Raw genomic sequence first — 16,562 nt, 5'->3', positions numbered from 1 at the left:
GAGGGTTGCGGATGTGACTCATGTTGCTAGTGTGAAACCCACTGTCGCGCGAGGGGAGGGTGATGTGAGCGTCGACCACGCGCCCGAGCGAGCGCAGGAGGACTGCGACTGCGCGCCCGAGGCGCCCGCGCCGATCCGCTCCCGCCTGCTTCTGCCCGCGATGTCCCGTCGCAGCGCCCTCGGTCTCGGCGTCCTCGGGGCGGCCGTCGTCGGCGGACTGGCCACGCCGCTGCTGCCGGCGTTCGCCGCGGATTACCCGTCGTGGGACGACGTCAAGCGCGCGAAGGCGAACGAGTCGGCGAAGTCCGGCCAGATCGCCGAGATCCAGAACCTGATCCAGTCGCTGAAAGCCGATGTCGCCGCCAAGCAGGCCGCGGCCGAGAAGGCGGCCGACGAGTTCTACGTCGCCCAGCAAGAGTTCTTCGACGCGTCCTACCGCGCCGACCAGCTGCAGAGCCAGGCCGACGACCAGGCCGCCGCAGCCATCGACGCGGCGAACAAGGCGGGTCGCGTCGCCGCGCAGCTGTATCGCAACGGCGGAGACGACACGTCGCTGGAGCTGTTCTTCGCCGGGTCGGCGGCGTCGGCCGATGACCTGCTGGCCAGGCTCGGCACGATGGACCGGCTGATCTCGCGCAACAACGACATCTACGCCCAGGCGGTCACGGCGCGCGACGCCGCCCAGAGCCTGAGCGATCAGGCCGTGGTGGCCCGCGACGAGCGCGACCGGCTGCAGAAGATCGCCGAAGACAAGATGGTCGCTGCTCAGCGCGCTGCCGAAGAAGCGCAGGCGGCCCTGGATCGGCAGACCCAGTACCTGGGCACGCTCGAAGCCCAGCTCGCGGCACTGCAGGACACGACACGCAAGACGATCGCCGACTACCAGGAGGGTGTCCGCGTCCGCGAGGAAGCAGCCCGTCGTGCTCGCGAGGAGGCGGCTCGCCGCGCTCGCGAAGAAGCCGAGCGTCTGGCGCGGATCGCACGCGAGCAGGCTGCCGCCGCAGCAGCGGCCGGTAGCGGCGGTGGGGGCGGGGGCAGCGGCGCCTCGGGCGGCGGCGGTTCCGTGGTCGGATCGGGCTGGGCGCGCCCGTCGTCGGGCTGGTTCTCGTCGGGTTACGGCCCGCGTTCCGGTCAGTGCACCGACAGTTACTGCTCCAGCACATGGCACCTGGGTGTCGACCTCGCCGCGGGCTGCGGTGCGGGCATCTACGCCGCTCATGCAGGCACCGTGGTCTACGCCGGCTACAACGGCGGCTACGGCAACTACATCAAGATCGACCACGGCAACGGCCTCGCCACCGGCTACGGGCACATCCGCGACGGCGGGATCTTCGTGGGGTGGGGTCAGCGGGTCGGAGCCGGCCAGCTCATCGCGAGCGAGGGCCGCACCGGCAACTCCTTCGGGTGCCACCTGCACTTCGAGGTCTACGTGAACGGCTACCCGACGAACCCGTCGCCGTTCATGAGCGCCCGCGGGGTGCGGCTCTAGGCGGTGGCGCGCGCGATCCGCGCGCGTATGTCCGCCGCGCGCGCGGCGAACACCGCACGTTCGTGGTCGTCGTAGTCGGCTTGCTCGATCGTGCGTTCGATCCGATCCAGCTGTGCCGCGAGAATCGCTGCGTCGGGCGCGTGCCGGATGCGGAAGCCGACGTCGTCGATGACGTCTACGAGGCGGCGCATGACGTCCGGGTCGTCTCGGCCGTAGCGACGCACCTGCTGGAGGCCCACTTCGACCAGCGCAGCGAAGTCGTCGGCAGCCGGCAGCAGGCGAACGATGCCGCGGTCATCGGCGTAGGCCGCGGGCGGGCGGTCCTGCGCGGCGAGATCGCCCAGCAGCGAGGCGATGTGTCCGAGCGCGTGGACCGCTGTCGTCGGGTCATTCACGCCGGGTGAGAGCGCTTTTGCGGCCACGTCCGCGAGTTGGCGCAGGCCGAAGCCGACATCCTGGTTCGCCGTCCGCTCGTAGCCGGCGGAGAAGGCCGCGATCACCCGTTCGTCGATTCTGCGTGTCGCGTCGGGGACGTCGTCACCCGCCGCAGAGGCCCACCACCATTCGACGAGCGGAGTGCCTTCGATGACGGCGCTGCCGATCGTCCGCAGTTCTCGCACGACGACGTCGTGTTCAGAGGCCACCCGGACGAGCGCCTCTCGGTCGACTCCGATGATGAACCCGGATGCCGGTGCGGGGACGCGTCGCGCATCGTACGCCGCGGTCGATATCGCCGCATCGGACGCCACGGGCGTGCCCGGCTGGGCCGCCGCCATCCGGGCGATGGTTCGCGATGCTTCGCGGTGCACGTCGCGCATCATCGTCTCGACGCGGAGCTCGCGGGCGAGATGCGCAAGGAAGAAAGTGAGCAGGACGACGCTCGCGAGGGCGAGCAGCGTCGCGACGGTGACGGCCAGTCGAGGCACGAATTCGTCGGCATCGCCCGTGGCATCCTCGACGGTGCGGAGCACGGTCAGCGAATAGGCGAAGGTTCCGAGGAACAGGCCCAGGGTCGCGTGGACCATGGGGTCCGACGAGAACATCCGCAGCAGGCGAGGTGATGCCTGACTGCTGGCGAGTTGCAGCGCCACGACGGTGAGCGAGAACGTCAGCGACGCCGCGGTGATGAGCGATCCGGCTACGGCCGAGAGGACTGCTCGCGCGGCATCCACCCCACCCGAGAAGATGAAGCCCGCGACAATCACGGGCAGGTCGTCGTCGATCTTTCGATCCACGATAGGGAGGACCACGCCCAGGGCGACCGCGAGGACGACGGCGGCCAGCGGCACGGGCCACAGGCGCGAGGCGATCGCCTCGCGCGCGGCGGTCAGCCGCCGTCTCACCCCGCGCCGCCGGTCATGGCGGCAGGCTACAGGGTGTTGGGCGCTTCGCCCTCACCCTGGGTGCGGGTCTCGCCCTCGTGCTGCTCGAAGCGCTCGAAGGCCTCGCTCACCAGGCGCTCGGCCTCGGCGGCGTTCGCCCACTCGTCGACCTTGACCCACTTGCCGGGCTCGAGGTCCTTGTAGTGCTCGAAGAAGTGGTTGATCTCGTCCTTGGTGTAGTCCGAGAGGTCCGCGACGTCCTGGATGTGGGCCCAGCGCGGGTCCTTCGCCAGCACTGCGACCACCTTGTCGTCGCCGCCGGCCTCGTCCGTCATCTTCAGCACGCCGACGGGGCGGACCTTCGCGAGGATGCCGGGGGCGAGGTCGTGGTCGAGCAGCACGAGCACGTCGAGCGGGTCGCCGTCCTCGCCGAGGGTGTTCTCGAAGAAGCCGTAGTTGCTGGGGTAGCCCATCGGCGTGTAAAGGATCCGGTCGAGGAACACCCGGCCGGTGCCGTGGTCGACCTCGTACTTGATGCGGCTGCCGCGGGGGATCTCGATGACGGCGTCGTACGCGCCCATGCTGGTGCTCCTTCTCAAGACGGTGGGATGCCGCGACAAGACTACCGGCGCCGCTGTCGCGTCACCGCCCTCGGGAATCCGCAGACATTCTCTCGATTCGCCGATGAACTTCACGCTCACATCCGGCATCGCCCGTCCCCCACACTGTCCCTCGATGCTGGACTGACGCCGTTCGCGGTTTCCGGGGCGGGTGGCGACGGATGCCGTCAACTTCGCCCCGCCGGCTGCCGCGGGGTGGGGTGGGGGTTGACGCGGTTTGCGGTTTCCCGGGCGGGTGGCGACAGATGCCGTCAACTTCGCCCCGCCGGCTGCCGCGGGGTGGGGTGGGGGTTGACGCGGTTTGCGGTTTCCCGGGCGGGTGGCGACAGATGCCGTCAACTTCGCCCCGCCGGCTGCCGCGGCGTGGGGTGAGGGTTGACGCCGTTCGCGGTTTCCGGGGCGGGTGGCGACGGATGCCGTCAACCGGCCCCGTCCGCTGTCCGCTGCGCGGGGTTGGGGTGACGCCGGAGTTGGCGCTGTTTGCGGTTTCCCGGGCGGGTGACGACGGCTGGGGTCATCTCGGCACGCCCGCCGCCCGCTACGCGGGGTGGGGGGGTTGACGCCGTTCGCGGTTTCCGGGGCGGGTGGCGACGGATGGGGTCAACTCCGCCCTCCGCCTGCCGCCCGCCCGCTGCTCGCAGTCCGCCGCCCGCCCGCCGCCTGCGGCCCGCCGCCCGCCGCCAACCGCCCTCACCACGTCGCTGTGTGAGCGTGAAGTTCAATGGCGATCTGGCAAACGTTGGAAATCCAGTGACATGAAGGCCCGGCGTCGTCACTCCCGCGAGCGACTAGCGTCGCGGGTATGGAAGATAGCGCGCAGGTGGACCCGGCGGGTGTGCGTCGCCCCGGCCTTCCCCCCGCCGTCGCCGAGGTGCGGCGCGCGGTGCGCGCTGCACTCGACGATCTCGAGCCCGGCGGTGCGGTCGTCGTCGCGCTCTCGGGTGGGGCCGACTCCCTGGCGCTGGCCGCCGCCGTCGCCTTCGAGGCGCCGAAGCGCGGGCTCCGCGCTCTCAGCGTCATCATCGACCACCAACTCCAACCCGATTCGCACGCCGCCGCTGACAACGCGGCCGCGCAGTCGCGCGCTCTGGGTGTGGCAGCACGGGTCGTCCACGTCGACGTGGGAGCCGGCGATGGGCCCGAGGCGGCCGCCCGCGACGCCCGGTACCGCGCGCTCCGAGATGCCGCGATCGGCCACGCCACTGCCCGCGCCGGCGACGCGGCACACGCCACCGCCCGCACCAGCGATGCGACCCACGCCGCCACCGCCCGTCCCCACACCGCCGCGATCCTCACCGGCCACACCCTCGACGACCAGGCCGAGACCGTCCTGCTGGGCCTCGCCCGCGGATCCGGCGGGACGAGCCTGCAGGGCATGGCCGCCCGCTCCGATCTCGACGGCATCCCCCTTCTGCGCCCGCTGCTCGGCGTGCGCCGCGAGACGACGCGCGCGGCGTGCGCCGCGCAGGGCCTCGTCCCGTGGGACGACCCGCACAACGACGACCCGCGTTTCGCCCGCGTGCGCGTGCGCCGCACGGTGCTGCCGACCCTCGAGCGGGAACTCGGCCCCGGCGTCGCCGAGGCGCTGGCGCGCACCGCCGCCCAGCTGCGCGAGGACGCCGAAGCGTTCGACGAGATGATCGACGAGACGATCGAGGACATCGTCGAACACGCCGAGGCCGGCATCTCGGTGTCGGTGGCGGCGCTCGCCGCCAACCCGGCTGCGCTGCGGAACCGCATCATCCGGCACGTCGTCGCCAGCGAATTCCACCAGTCGCTCACCCGCGTGCAGACCCTCGAGGTCGCCCGCCTCGTCACCGACTGGACCGGCCAGGGTCCCCTCGACCTGCCCGGATGCATCGCCCGCCGCCACGGCGGACGCATCGAGTTCACGTCGGCCGGCTCTTAGACTCGAAGCCATGCGCGCGTCCGACATCGCAGCCGACCTGAACGACGTCCTGGTGACCGAGGAGCAGATCCTCGCCAAGCTGGACGAGATCGCCGCCCGCGTCGCGGCCGACTACGAGGGCAAGGACCTGCTCCTCGTGGGAGTGCTGAAGGGCGCCGTCATGGTGATGGCCGACTTCGCACGGGCGCTGCCGGTGCTCGCACCCATGGACTGGATGGCGGTGTCGTCCTACGGCGCCGGCACCAAGTCCAGCGGTGTCGTGCAGATCCGCAAGGACCTCGACACCGACCTCACCGGCAAGCACGTGCTCATCGTCGAGGACATCATCGACTCCGGCCTGACCCTCAGCTGGCTGCTGGACAACTTCACGTCGCGGGGCGCGGCATCCATCGAGGTCTTCGCGCTGCTGCGCAAGCCCGAAGCGGCCAAGGTCCACGTCGACTGCAAGTACGTCGGCTTCGACATTCCCACCGAGTTCGTCGTCGGCTACGGGCTCGACTACGACGAGCGCTACCGCAACCTCCGCGACATCGCCGTCCTCGCTCCCCACGTCTACTCGTGAGCGGATGCCGGCGGTGTACGCCGTCGGCGAATGCACAGATCACCCCTAGGTTGCCCGCGATACCCTGAAGTCCACTGACGAAAGGGATCGGGCCGCGCCCGCATCATGGACTTCAAGAAGATCACCCGCAATCCGCTCCTCTATGTGCTGCTGATCGCGGTCTTCCTCATCGTCGGATTCACGCTCATCTCGAGCCTGAACGGCGCCAAGCAGATCTCCACCCAGCAGGGCCTCGAACTGCTCGAGAACGGCGCCGTCACCGAGGTCCTCACCACCGACGGCGACCAGCGCGTGGACATGACCCTCGCCGAGCCCTTCGAAGGCTCCACCGAGGTGCAGTTCTACTACGTCACCGCGCGCGCCGACGAGGTCGTCGAGGCGATCAACGCAGCCGAGCCCGAGGACGGCTTCAACGACGCCGTCCCGCGTGCGACCTGGTTCGACGGCTTCCTCTCGCTCATGCTGCCGATCCTGCTGCTGGGCCTGCTGTTCTGGTTCCTGCTGTCCAACGTCCAGGGCGGCGGCTCCAAGGTCATGCAGTTCGGCAAGTCCCGCGCCAAGCTCGTCACCAAGGAGATGCCGCAGGTCACTTTCCAGGACGTCGCCGGCTCCGACGAGGCCATCGAGGAGCTCGAAGAGATCAAGGACTTCCTGAAGGACCCGTCGAAGTTCCAGGCGGTCGGCGCGCGCATCCCCAAGGGCGTGCTGCTGTACGGCCCTCCCGGAACCGGCAAGACCCTGCTCGCCCGCGCCGTCGCCGGCGAGGCCGGCGTGCCGTTCTACTCGATCTCGGGCTCCGACTTCGTCGAGATGTTCGTCGGCGTGGGCGCCAGCCGCGTGCGCGACCTGTTCAACCAGGCGAAGGAGAGCGCCCCGGCGATCATCTTCATCGACGAGATCGACGCCGTCGGCCGCCACCGCGGCGCCGGCATGGGCGGCGGCCACGACGAGCGCGAGCAGACCCTCAACCAGATGCTCGTCGAGATGGACGGCTTCGACCCCAAGGCGAACGTCATCGTCATCGCCGCGACGAACCGCCCCGACATCCTCGACCCGGCGCTGTTGCGGCCCGGCCGCTTCGACCGCCAGATCGGCGTCGACGCCCCCGACCTCAAGGGCCGCCAGAAGATCCTCGAGGTCCACGGCCGCGGCAAGCCGCTCGCGGATGGCGTCGACCTCGAGGTCGTCGCCCGGAAGACCCCCGGCTTCACCGGTGCCGACCTCGCCAACGTTCTCAACGAGGCGGCCCTGCTGACCGCGCGCTCCAACGCGCAGCTGATCGACAACCGCGCCCTCGACGAGGCCATCGACCGCGTCCTCGCCGGCCCGCAGCGGCGCACCCGCGTGATGAAGGACAAGGAGAAGCTCATCACCGCCTATCACGAGGGCGGCCACGCCCTGGCGGCGGCGGCGATGAACCACACCGACCCCGTCACGAAGGTCACGATCCTGCCGCGCGGCAAGGCCCTCGGCTACACGATGGTGCTGCCGCTGGATGACAAGTACTCCGTCACCCGCAACGAGCTGCAGGACCAGCTGACTTACGCGATGGGCGGCCGCGTCGCCGAAGAGATCGTCTTCCACGACCCGACCACCGGCGCCAGCAACGACATCGAGAAGGCGACGAACATCGCCCGCAAGATGGTCACCGAATACGGCATGACCACCGATGTCGGCCCGGTCAAGCTGGGTCAGTCCTCGGGCGAGGTGTTCATGGGCCGCGACATGGGCCACGGCCGCGACTTCTCGGAGCGCGTCGCCGAGCGCGTCGACGTGCAGGTGCGGGGCCTCATCGAGCAGGCGCACGACGAGGCGTACCAGGTGCTCAACGACAACCGCGACGTGCTGGACAAGCTCGCCCTCGCGCTCCTCGAGAAGGAGACGCTGGACCACCTCGAGCTCGCCGAGATCTTCAAGGACGTCAAGAAGCTGCCCCCGCGCCCGCAGTGGCTCTCGAGCGACGGCCGCCCGGTCTCGGCCCTGCCGCCGGTCGCCGTGCCGCGTCGCGTCGAAGAGGCCGCGGGGGTCGCCGCGACCGCCGCCGCCGACGAGGAGCCCGCCTCGCAGAAGGCCTCGGCGCGCCGCCCGAGCGGTCAGGCGCGACCCGCGACCGCGTAGGCTCGGCCTGTGGCCGTAGATCGTGAGCGCGTCGCCGCGCTGGTGCGCGAGCTGCTCGAGGCGATCGGGGAGGACCCCGACCGCCCGGGGCTGCGCCTGACACCCGAGCGGGTCGCGAACACCTACGCCGAGTTCTTTTCGGGGGTGGGCGAGGATGCCGCCGCCCCGCTCGCCGGCACGATCTCGGTGTCGCGGGGCCCGGCGCCCGAGACCCTGCCCTCCGGCGCGGTGATGCTCCGCGGCATCCGCTTCCGCTCCGTGTGCGAGCACCATCTGCTGCCCTTCCGCGGGGTCGCCCACCTGGCCTACTTCCCCGGTGAGCAGGTGGTCGGGCTCGGAGCCCTGCCCAAGGTGGTGGATGTGCTCGCCTCGCGCCCGCAGGTGCAGGAGCGGCTCGCCGAGCAGATCGCCGACACGATCGCCGGCGCCCTCGACACCCGCGGCGTGCTCGTGGTGCTCGACGCGTCGCACGAGTGCGTGACGATGCGCGGAGACCGCCAGTCCGACTCGTCCACCGTCACGATCGCCGCCCGCGGCGATCTCGCCGACCCGGCCGCGCGGGCCGAGCTGATCGCACTGTTGGGAGCGCCACGATCATGACCCTGGTGATGGGGATCGTCAACGTCACGCCGGACTCGTTCAGCGACGGCGGGCGCTACCTCGACCACGACTCCGCCATCGCCCACGGTCTGCGGCTGTGCCGCGAGGGCGCGCACATCCTCGACGTCGGCGGTGAGTCCACGCGACCCGGCGCCGAGCGGGTCGACCCCGCCGAGGAGCAGGCGCGCGTGCTGCCGGTCATCCGTGGACTCGCCGAGGCCCGCGCCGCGGTCAGCGTCGACACGATGAACGCCTCGACGGCCGTCGCCGCGGTCGAAGCCGGCGCCCGGATCGTCAACGACGTCTCGGGCGGGCTCGCCGATCCCGAGCTGCTCGCCGCGGTCGCCCCCACCGGCGCCGACGTCATCCTCGGGCACTGGCGCGGCCACTCCGCCGACATGTACGCCCCGGCGACGTACCGCGACGTCGTGGGCGAGGTCATCGCCGAGCTCGCCGCCCGCGTGGATGCCGCCGGTGCCGCCGGCATCCCGCCCGCGCGCATCATCATCGATCCGGGCATCGGCTTCGGCAAGCGCGGCGAGCAGAACTGGACCGTGCTGCGCGCGACCGAGCGCATCTCCCTCCTGGGCCCGCGGGTGCTCGTCGGCACGAGCCGCAAGCGGTTCCTCGCCGAGGCCCTCGATCATGACGACCCGGCCGGCGTCGACCAGGACCGCCGCGACGTCGCGACCGCGGTGACGAGCGTGCTCGCCGCGCAGGCCGGCGCGTGGGGGCTGCGGGTGCACGACGTCGCCGCGACCCGTGATGCACTGGCCATCCGCCGGGCCTGGGAGGGAGAGAGCCGATGGGCGCCGACCAGATCGCGCTGACGGGTCTGCGCGTCTTCGGCCACCACGGCGTCTTCGATCAAGAGCGGCGCGACGGGCAGGAGTTCGTCGTCGACCTCGTGATCGACCTCGACACCTCCCGCGCGGCCGCAACGGACGACGTCGCCGACACCGTCCACTACGGCGAGCTGGCCGAGAGCGTCGCCGCCCTCGTCGCGGGCGAGCCGGTGAACCTGCTGGAGCGGCTCGCCGCCCGCATCGCCGACGCCGCCCTCCGGCATCCGCTGGCCGAGGCCGTGCGCGTCACGGTGCACAAGCCGCAGGCGCCGATCCCGCTCGCCTTCGACGATGTCGCGGTGACGATCGAGCGGAGCCGCCCGTGAGCCGCCGCCTCGCCCAGGGCGTCGACCGCGACGACCGCGTGCCCGAGGTTCCTGCCACCCGTGCGGTCATCGCCCTGGGCGCGAACCTCGGCGATCGACGCGCGACGATCACGGCCGCGATCGAGGACCTGGCGCGGCTCCCGCTGACGAGCGAGGTCGTCGCTGCCGAGCCGATCGAATCGGTCGCGCTCACACCCGACGGGCCGGATGCCGACGCCCCGGGCTACCTGAACTCGGTGGCGCTGGTTCGCACCCGCCTCGCCCCGACCGTGCTCCTGGGCTACCTGCACGCGATCGAGGCCCGCCACGGGCGCGAGCGCACCACGCGGTGGGGCGACCGGACGCTGGACCTGGACCTCATCGCGTACGGCGACGCGCGCGCCGACGGCCCCGGGCTCGTCCTGCCGCACCCCCGCGCGGCCGAGCGCGACTTCGTCCTCGCGCCGTGGCTCGCCCTCGACCCCGCAGCCGTGCTCCCCGGCGCCGGCCGCGTCGCCGACCTGCTGGCCGGGCTGCGGGGCGCGTCGTGAAGCGGACCGGCGCGGGCGCCCTGCTGGTGGCCGCCCTCATCGGGATCGCGGCCGGGTTCGCCCTCGACCAGGCGCTCACCGCATCCGGACGGGCGACCTTCACGCCCGCGGCGACCCTGCCGATCCTGCTCGTCGCCCTCGGTGCCGCCGTCGTCGCCCTCGCGTATCCCATCCACCGCGCCGCGCGCGGAGACGTCCCCGCGCGCATCGACCCGTTCCGCGCGGTGCGGGTGGCGATGCTCGCCAAGGCCTCCAGCATCGTCGGCGCGGCCGTCGGCGGGCTCGCGCTCGGACTCGCGCTGTTCCTGCTCACCCGGCCTGTGCCGCCCTCGGTAGGCTCGATGGCGGCGATCCTGGTCACCGCCGCGGCCGGCGGCATCCTGGTCGGGGCCGCCCTCGTCGCCGAGCACCTCTGCACGATCCGGAAGGACGACGATGACGAACAGCCCGGACCCGCTCCCGGCGGACTCGCCAGCGACCCCTCCGACTGAGCAGCCGGCCACGGTCCCCGCACACGGCACCTTCACCCGGCTGGTCGAGCCGCGTTCGGCGAACCGCCTGGTGCTCGAGTCCGGCGTGTGGCATCAGATCTCGCGCAAGTACGTCTGGGTCCAGCTCATCTCGATCGGGATGCTGCTCGCCGGGGTCATCGTGGCGCTGCTGGTGATGACCCTCGGGTTCGGCCTGTGGTGGGGGCTCCTCCCCGGCGGGCTGTTCGCCCTCGCGCTCGTGGCGACGCTCGCCGTCACCCCTCGTCAGGCGCGTGCCATCGGGTACCAGCTGCGCGAGGACGACCTCGTCTTCCGTCGCGGCATCCTGTGGCAGCGGATGGTCGCGGTGCCCTACGGGCGCATGCAGCTGGTGGACATCACCCACGGGCCGCTGGACCGCGGATTCGGCATCGCCCAGCTGAAGTTCGTCACGGCGGCCGCCTCGACCGGCGTCGTCATCCCCGGGCTGCCGCAGTCGACCGCCGAGACGCTGCGGGACCATCTGGTCGCCGTCGCCGAAATCCGCCGGACCGGCCTATGACCGACACCTCCTCGCAGCCCGAAGCGCCGGCCCCACCGCCCGAGCTCGTGCGCTCGCCGCTCAGCGACGGCGAGTGGCACCGCATGCATCCGCTCACGCCCCTGCTGCGCGGCGGCCTGGCGCTGCTCGTGGTGGCAGGGCTCGTCGTGGCGAACCTGCGCGACCGGCTCACCGCGATCTTCCTCCCCTCGCTCGTGCCGGATCCGGATTTCACGGACCTCGAGGACTTCGAGAACGGCGGCGACCCGATCGACTTCGTGATCGAGAACGACCTGTATCTCGTGGCGATCCTCGCGGTCCTGGTGGTGCTCGCCGTGCTGGTGGGGCTGTTCCACCTGTCGTGGCGGTTCCACTCCTTCCGCATCACCGGCGACGACGTCGAAGTGCGAAGCGGGGTGCTGTTCCGCACCCAGCGGCGGGCACCGCTCGATCGCGTGCAGGGCGTGAACCTCACGCGGCCGATGATCGCGCGGCTCGTCGGGCTGGCCAAGCTCGAGGTGGTGGGCGCGGGCGCCGACGCGAACGTGAAGCTGGAGTACCTGACGACGGCCAGCGCCGAGGCGATCCGCGCCGACATCCTGCGCCTCGCGTCGGGTCGCCGGCTGGGCGCCGGGCGGGTGGATGCCGGTGGTCCAGCCGGTCTCGAAGCGCGGATCGCGGCGCTGGGCCACACCGTCGGCCGGGGCCTCACCGGTCTGATCGAGGGGGACGAGCCGCCCGTCGCCGTCCCGGAGTCCGTCGTCCGCATCCCCACCGGCAGGCTCATCGCCTCGCGCGTCCTCAGCCCGTCGACGGTGTGGCTGATCGTCGTGGTCGTCGCCGTCGTGGTGGGGATGGCCACCAGCACGCCCCTGTTCCTCTTCGGTCTGGTGCCGGCCGTCATCGGCGCCGCCGCGGTGTGGTTCCGCTCGATCGCGCGCTCGCTGCGCTACTCCATCGCCCCGACCGAGGACGGCGTCCGCATCACCTTCGGCCTGCTGACCACCGTGACCGAGATCGTGCCGCCCGGCCGCATCCACGCGATCGAGGTGTCGCAGTCGATCCTGTGGCGGCCGGCCGGATGGTGGACCGTGCGGATCAACCGGCTGTCGGGCCGCAGCTCGTCCGACGGCTCGGCCGATCAGTTCACCACCGTGCTGCCGGTCGGCACCGTCGCCGACGTCCAGGCGGTCCTCCGCCTCATCCTGCCGCCGCTGTCCGACGAGGAGTGGCCGGTCATCGTCGGAGCCGGGATCACCGGCGGTGCCGGCGACGGACTCTTCGCCACGAGTCCGCGGCGGGCGTGGCCCCTCCGGCCGCTGTCGTGGCGTCGCAACGGCTTCCGTCTGACCGCCGACGCGCTGCTGCTGCGCCGCGGCGCGATCTGGCGGCGCCTGACGATCCTGCCGCTCGCGCGGCTGCAGAGCATCTCGATCCATCAGGGCCCGATCGACCGCGCGCTGGCCGTCGCCTCGCTCCGCGGGAACGTCGTGCCGGGGCCCGTGGGCACCGATCTCGCCGCCGTCGACCGCGATGTCGCGCTGCGGGCCTTCGCCGACATCGCCGCGGGCGCCGTCCGCGCCGCGGGGACCGACCGGACGCACCGGTGGGCGGGAGAGACCTCGTGAAGCGCGACGGCCGCCTGGGCGTGGGGGTGATCGGCGCCGGACGAGTCGGGCCCGTCATCGCCGCCGCGCTCGCCGGCGCCGGTCATGCCCTGGTGGGGGTCACCTCCAGCTCGGACCCCGAGCGCGTCGAGGCCATCCTCCCCGGCGTCCCCGTGCTGGATGCACTCGAGGTCGCCCGGCGGAGCGAACTGGTGATCGTCGCCGTCCCCTCCGACGAGCTCGAGGCGCTCGTCGCCGGGCTCGCCGAGGTCGGCGCCTGGCAGCCCGGCCAGCTCGTGCTGCACACCGATCCCGCCCACGGCACCGGCATCCTCGCCCCCGCCGTCTCACGCGGCGCCATCCCGCTGGCGATCCACCCGGCGATCGCGTTCACCGGCACCTCGATGGACCTGCGGCAGCTGGCGCACGCCTTCGCGGCGGTGACCGCGCCCGGACCGGTGCTGCCGATCGCGCAGGCGCTCGCCGTGGAGCTCGGCTGCGAGCCGGTCGTGGTCGCCGAGGAGGACCGCGCGACGTACGCCGAGGCGATCGCCACGGCGACGGAGTTCTCGCGCTCGATCGTCGGCCAGGCCGCGGGCCTGCTCGACCGCGTGGGGGTGCCGAGCCCCGGCCTCTACCTGTCCGCGCTCGTCCACTCCACGATCGACCACGCGCTCGCCGATGCCGGCCGGGCCGACCCTCCGGCTCCCCTGCCCCGCTGAGAGTGCGGCCAGAGGCGCCTGACGGTGCGCCGGTAGACTTGCCCGGACTTCCCGAGGAGCTTGAATGACCGATTCCGCCGCGCCCGCCGACACCGAACCGACCGAAGAAGAGGTCTTCGAGCAGAAGGCGGTCCGACTGGGCAAGCGCGAGCGCCTGCTGGCCGAGCGGACGGATGCCGCCGGCGGTGCGTACCCGGTCGGCGTCCCCGTGACCGACACCATCCCCGCTCTCCGCGAGCGGTTCGGCGACCTCGAGGCCGGCGCCGAGACCGGCGAGACGGCGGGAGTCGCCGGGCGCGTGGTGTTCAGCCGGAACACCGGCAAGCTCTGCTTCGCGACGCTGCAGGCGGGCGATGGCAGCCGCATCCAGGCGATGGTGTCGCTGGCGGCGGTGGGCGAGGAGTCCCTGCAGGCATGGAAGGAGCTCGTCGACCTGGGCGACCACGTCTTCGTTTCGGGCGAGGTGATCTCCAGCCGCCGCGGCGAGCTGTCGATCATGGTCGCCGAGTGGCGCATCGCGTCCAAGGCGATCCTGCCGCTGCCGAACATGTACGCCGAGCTCAGTGAAGAGAGCCGCGTGCGCAGCCGCTTCCTGGACCTCATCGTGCGCGACCGCGCCCGCGAGACCGTCATCGCCCGCTCGACCGTCAACGCCAGCCTGCGCCGCACGTTCGCCGAGCGCGGCTTCATCGAGGTCGAGACCCCGATGCTGCAGGTGCAGCACGGCGGCGCGTCGGCCCGCCCGTTCGTCACGCGCTCCAACGCCTTCGACGCCGACCTCTACCTGCGCATCGCGCCGGAGCTCTTCCTCAAGCGCGCGGTGGTCGGCGGCATCGACCGGGTCTTCGAGATCAACCGCAACTTCCGCAACGAGGGCGCCGACTCCACGCACAGCCCCGAGTTCGCCATGCTCGAGGCGTACGAGGCGTACAGCGACTATCACGGGATCGCCGACCTCACCCAGCGGCTGATCCAGGATGCCGCGATCGCGGTCGCGGGCTCCACCACGGTGACGTGGGCGGACGGCACCGAGTACGACCTCGGCGGCGAGTGGGACCGGCTGTCGATGTACGACTCCCTGTCGGATGCAGTGGGCCGCCGCATCACGCCCGAGACGCCGTTCGACGAGTTGGTCGCGATCGCGGAGTCCGAGGGTGTCGACCTGCCCCCGCACCCCATCCACGGCAAGCTCGTCGAGGAGCTGTGGGAGCACTTCGTCAAGGCGCACCTGACGCGGCCGACGTTCGTGATGGACTTCCCCCTCGACACCAGCCCGCTGGTGCGCGAGCACCGGTCGATCCCCGGCGTCGTGGAGAAGTGGGACCTGTACGTCCGCGGCTTCGAGCTCGCCACCGGGTACTCCGAGCTCGTGGACCCGGTCATCCAGCGCGAGCGCTTCGTCGAGCAGGCCAAGCTCGCGGCGCGCGGCGACGCCGAGGCCATGCGCATCGACGAGGAGTTCCTGCGCGCGCTAGAGCACGGCATGCCGCCCACCGGCGGCATGGGCATGGGCATCGACCGGCTGCTGATGGCGATCACCGGCCTCGGCATCCGCGAGACCATCCTCTTCCCGCTCGTCAAGTGACCTCGCCGCCGGGGCGGGCGAACGCCCACTCCGGCAGGTGACCGGCGGCGACGAAGGACAGCACGATCTCGGCCAGCCCGTGCTCGGGCTCGATCTCGCACGCGCTCGAGGCGTAGTGGCCGGCATGCGTGGACCGGCCGAGCGCCCAGGACAGCCAGGCGCACGTCGCGAGGATGCCGGGGCGGTGCTCGCGCGGACTCAGCGCCGCCAGCATCCGGGTCAGCGCCAGCGCCTTCTTCAGGCGGCCGACGTCCGGCCGGTCGCCTTCACCCCACATGTGCATGGCCAGGTGGGCGGGGTACTCCTCGCCCTGCTCCCACCGCAGCTGCGCGTCGAGCGCTTCGTCACCCGCGGCGATCCCGCCGCACCAGTCCACGGTGGCGATGTCGCGCAGGGCGGGGCGCGTGAGGCACCAGATCATGGTGGCCGCCTCGTAGGGGGTCAGGTCCTCCGGACTCCACCGCAGCGCACGTTCGAACAGGTCGGGCAGGTCGTCGAGGGTGCACGCTGCCGCCAGCGCGCGCGGGTCGACCCGATCGTCGTCCGCGACCGCGGCATCCGGGCTGGCGGCCGACCCCGCATCGCAGCCCGGCGCGGGTCCGCAGAGCACCGCGACCGCGTGTTCGAGGTCCGTCAGCGCCCGCCCCACCTGCTCGGCCCGTGCCTGGTCCACCGTCGGCAGCTCCACTCCCGCGGACTGGTGGGCGGCGGGTTCGGGCATCCCCTCCAGCAGCGGCGGCGCGCCGTCGGCGACCTCGTCGAGGGGCCTGCGCCGCGCCGCCGGGTCGGGGTCGAGGTACGACCCCCACGCGTCGGGTCCGACGCACAGCGCGTCGACGATCGCGAGCCCGCAGGCGTCGGCGCGGATCCGCAGCGCCTCGACCAGCGACTCGCGAGGGATGCCGTGCCCGTCGAACGCCTCGTCGGTGTACACGACGATGGCCACGCGATCCACGTCCGGCAGCTTGCAGACCATGCCGATGAACGTCGCGGCCAGGCGGTCGACCTCGTCGTCGGCGTGGGGCAGGTCGAAGCGCATGCCGCCGCACGTGCGCTTGCCCTCGAAGGGCACGAGGACGACGCTGCGCGTGACATGACAGCCCAGCAGGCGGGGGACGATGGCCAGGAACTGCGCCGCGTTCGCGGCTTTCACGATGGTGGTCATGGACGAGACTCTGGCGGCTCGCGGGGGCCCGGATCGCCCGATCGGGCGCCTGTGGACGAAGGCGCCCGGATGCCGGTGCTGTGGAGGACAGGTCGCGGCCGCTCGCTGCAGCTGCACGGGCGATCCGACGTCAGCGCTCCGACGTAGGATG

16 protein-coding genes are annotated in these 16,562 nt (G+C 72.0%); 13 read left to right on the top strand and 3 right to left on the bottom strand.

Going from position 1 to position 16,562, the window contains the following annotated elements; translation table 11 throughout:
- Positions 1-64: 64 nt before the first annotated feature.
- Complete coding sequence (locus ACYVF4_RS06400; RefSeq protein ID WP_460720932.1) at positions 65-1,489, top strand: peptidoglycan DD-metalloendopeptidase family protein; 1,425 nt, start codon at positions 65-67, stop codon at positions 1,487-1,489.
- On the opposite strand, the gene ACYVF4_RS06395 is transcribed toward ACYVF4_RS06400, so the two are convergent.
- Together ACYVF4_RS06395 and ppa are read right to left on the bottom strand one after the other, a co-directional pair.
- Positions 1,486-2,832 (bottom strand): DUF2254 domain-containing protein, encoded by a 1,347-nt coding sequence (locus ACYVF4_RS06395; protein WP_460720931.1) that lies wholly within the window; start codon positions 2,830-2,832, stop codon positions 1,486-1,488. The two genes, ACYVF4_RS06400 and ACYVF4_RS06395, sit on opposite strands and share 4 nt — an antisense overlap.
- Positions 2,833-2,858: 26 nt before the next feature.
- Positions 2,859-3,392 carry an inorganic diphosphatase gene (ppa, locus tag ACYVF4_RS06390; RefSeq protein ID WP_460720930.1) on the bottom strand — a complete coding sequence of 178 codons (534 nt, stop codon included), beginning with the start codon at positions 3,390-3,392 and terminating at the stop codon, positions 2,859-2,861.
- An 841-nt stretch (positions 3,393-4,233) separates the two neighbouring features.
- Between ppa and tilS the strand changes: the two genes are divergently transcribed.
- The 12 genes from tilS (at position 4,234) to lysS (ending at position 15,246) form a co-directional block, all read left to right on the top strand.
- On the top strand, positions 4,234-5,340 hold the full coding sequence (tilS, locus tag ACYVF4_RS06385) for a tRNA lysidine(34) synthetase TilS (RefSeq protein ID WP_460720929.1): 1,107 nt from the start codon (positions 4,234-4,236) through the stop codon (positions 5,338-5,340).
- Positions 5,341-5,350: 10 nt separating this feature from the next.
- Positions 5,351-5,902 carry a hypoxanthine phosphoribosyltransferase gene (gene hpt / locus ACYVF4_RS06380; RefSeq protein ID WP_460720928.1) on the top strand — a complete coding sequence of 184 codons (552 nt, stop codon included), beginning with the start codon at positions 5,351-5,353 and terminating at the stop codon, positions 5,900-5,902.
- A gap of 105 nt (positions 5,903-6,007) precedes the next feature.
- A complete protein-coding gene (ftsH, locus tag ACYVF4_RS06375) occupies positions 6,008-8,020 on the top strand; it encodes an ATP-dependent zinc metalloprotease FtsH (protein ID WP_460720927.1) in 2,013 nt (670 codons plus the stop codon).
- Between the two features lie 9 nt (positions 8,021-8,029).
- On the top strand, positions 8,030-8,620 hold the full coding sequence (gene folE / locus ACYVF4_RS06370) for a GTP cyclohydrolase I (RefSeq protein WP_460720926.1): 591 nt from the start codon (positions 8,030-8,032) through the stop codon (positions 8,618-8,620).
- Positions 8,617-9,450 carry a dihydropteroate synthase gene (folP, locus tag ACYVF4_RS06365; RefSeq protein WP_460720925.1) on the top strand — a complete coding sequence of 278 codons (834 nt, stop codon included), beginning with the start codon at positions 8,617-8,619 and terminating at the stop codon, positions 9,448-9,450. The genes folE and folP overlap by 4 nt, the downstream gene beginning before the upstream one ends.
- A complete protein-coding gene (gene folB, locus ACYVF4_RS06360; RefSeq protein ID WP_460720924.1) occupies positions 9,426-9,791 on the top strand; it encodes a dihydroneopterin aldolase in 366 nt (121 codons plus the stop codon). The genes folP and folB overlap by 25 nt, the downstream gene beginning before the upstream one ends.
- Complete coding sequence (gene folK / locus ACYVF4_RS06355; protein WP_460720923.1) at positions 9,788-10,321, top strand: 2-amino-4-hydroxy-6-hydroxymethyldihydropteridine diphosphokinase; 534 nt, start codon at positions 9,788-9,790, stop codon at positions 10,319-10,321. Before folB ends, folK begins: the two co-directional genes overlap by 4 nt.
- Positions 10,318-10,812 (top strand): DUF3180 family protein, encoded by a 495-nt coding sequence (locus tag ACYVF4_RS06350; RefSeq protein ID WP_460720922.1) that lies wholly within the window; start codon positions 10,318-10,320, stop codon positions 10,810-10,812. The genes folK and ACYVF4_RS06350 overlap by 4 nt, the downstream gene beginning before the upstream one ends.
- Positions 10,757-11,353, top strand: a complete 597-nt coding sequence (locus tag ACYVF4_RS06345; RefSeq protein ID WP_460720920.1) for a PH domain-containing protein — start codon at positions 10,757-10,759, stop codon at positions 11,351-11,353. The genes ACYVF4_RS06350 and ACYVF4_RS06345 overlap by 56 nt, the downstream gene beginning before the upstream one ends.
- Positions 11,350-12,960: a PH domain-containing protein gene (locus tag ACYVF4_RS06340; RefSeq protein ID WP_460720918.1), complete on the top strand. Its 1,611-nt coding sequence runs from the start codon at positions 11,350-11,352 to the stop codon at positions 12,958-12,960. Before ACYVF4_RS06345 ends, ACYVF4_RS06340 begins: the two co-directional genes overlap by 4 nt.
- A complete protein-coding gene (locus tag ACYVF4_RS06335; RefSeq protein WP_460720916.1) occupies positions 12,957-13,661 on the top strand; it encodes a DUF2520 domain-containing protein in 705 nt (234 codons plus the stop codon). Before ACYVF4_RS06340 ends, ACYVF4_RS06335 begins: the two co-directional genes overlap by 4 nt.
- Positions 13,662-13,725: 64 nt before the next feature.
- Positions 13,726-15,246, top strand: a complete 1,521-nt coding sequence (gene lysS, locus ACYVF4_RS06330; protein ID WP_460720914.1) for a lysine--tRNA ligase — start codon at positions 13,726-13,728, stop codon at positions 15,244-15,246.
- Here lysS and ACYVF4_RS06325 read toward each other — a convergent pair.
- The gene (locus tag ACYVF4_RS06325; protein WP_460720912.1) at positions 15,239-16,411 is read right to left on the bottom strand and encodes a DUF4192 family protein; all 1,173 of its coding nucleotides are present in this window, start codon (positions 16,409-16,411) and stop codon (positions 15,239-15,241) included. The two genes, lysS and ACYVF4_RS06325, sit on opposite strands and share 8 nt — an antisense overlap.
- Positions 16,412-16,562: the final 151 nt, after the last annotated feature.

This window comes from Microbacterium aureliae (genome assembly GCF_054780155.1).
This window is presented reverse-complemented; position numbering and strand designations above follow the sequence as displayed.

Excerpts from the sequence above, each read along its gene's own strand:
- ppa (WP_460720930.1), bottom strand. The coding sequence starts at position 3,392 with ATGGGCGCGTACGACGCCGTCATCGAGATCCCCCGCGGCAGCCGCATC.
- tilS (WP_460720929.1), top strand. The coding sequence starts at position 4,234 with ATGGAAGATAGCGCGCAGGTGGACCCGGCGGGTGTGCGTCGCCCCGGC.
- hpt (WP_460720928.1), top strand. The coding sequence starts at position 5,351 with ATGCGCGCGTCCGACATCGCAGCCGACCTGAACGACGTCCTGGTGACC.
- ftsH (WP_460720927.1), top strand. The coding sequence starts at position 6,008 with ATGGACTTCAAGAAGATCACCCGCAATCCGCTCCTCTATGTGCTGCTG.
- folP (WP_460720925.1), top strand. The coding sequence starts at position 8,617 with ATGACCCTGGTGATGGGGATCGTCAACGTCACGCCGGACTCGTTCAGC.
- folB (WP_460720924.1), top strand. The coding sequence starts at position 9,426 with ATGGGCGCCGACCAGATCGCGCTGACGGGTCTGCGCGTCTTCGGCCAC.
- ACYVF4_RS06345 (WP_460720920.1), top strand. The coding sequence starts at position 10,757 with ATGACGAACAGCCCGGACCCGCTCCCGGCGGACTCGCCAGCGACCCCT.
- ACYVF4_RS06340 (WP_460720918.1), top strand. The coding sequence starts at position 11,350 with ATGACCGACACCTCCTCGCAGCCCGAAGCGCCGGCCCCACCGCCCGAG.
- lysS (WP_460720914.1), top strand. The coding sequence starts at position 13,726 with ATGACCGATTCCGCCGCGCCCGCCGACACCGAACCGACCGAAGAAGAG.
- ACYVF4_RS06325 (WP_460720912.1), bottom strand. The coding sequence starts at position 16,411 with ATGACCACCATCGTGAAAGCCGCGAACGCGGCGCAGTTCCTGGCCATC.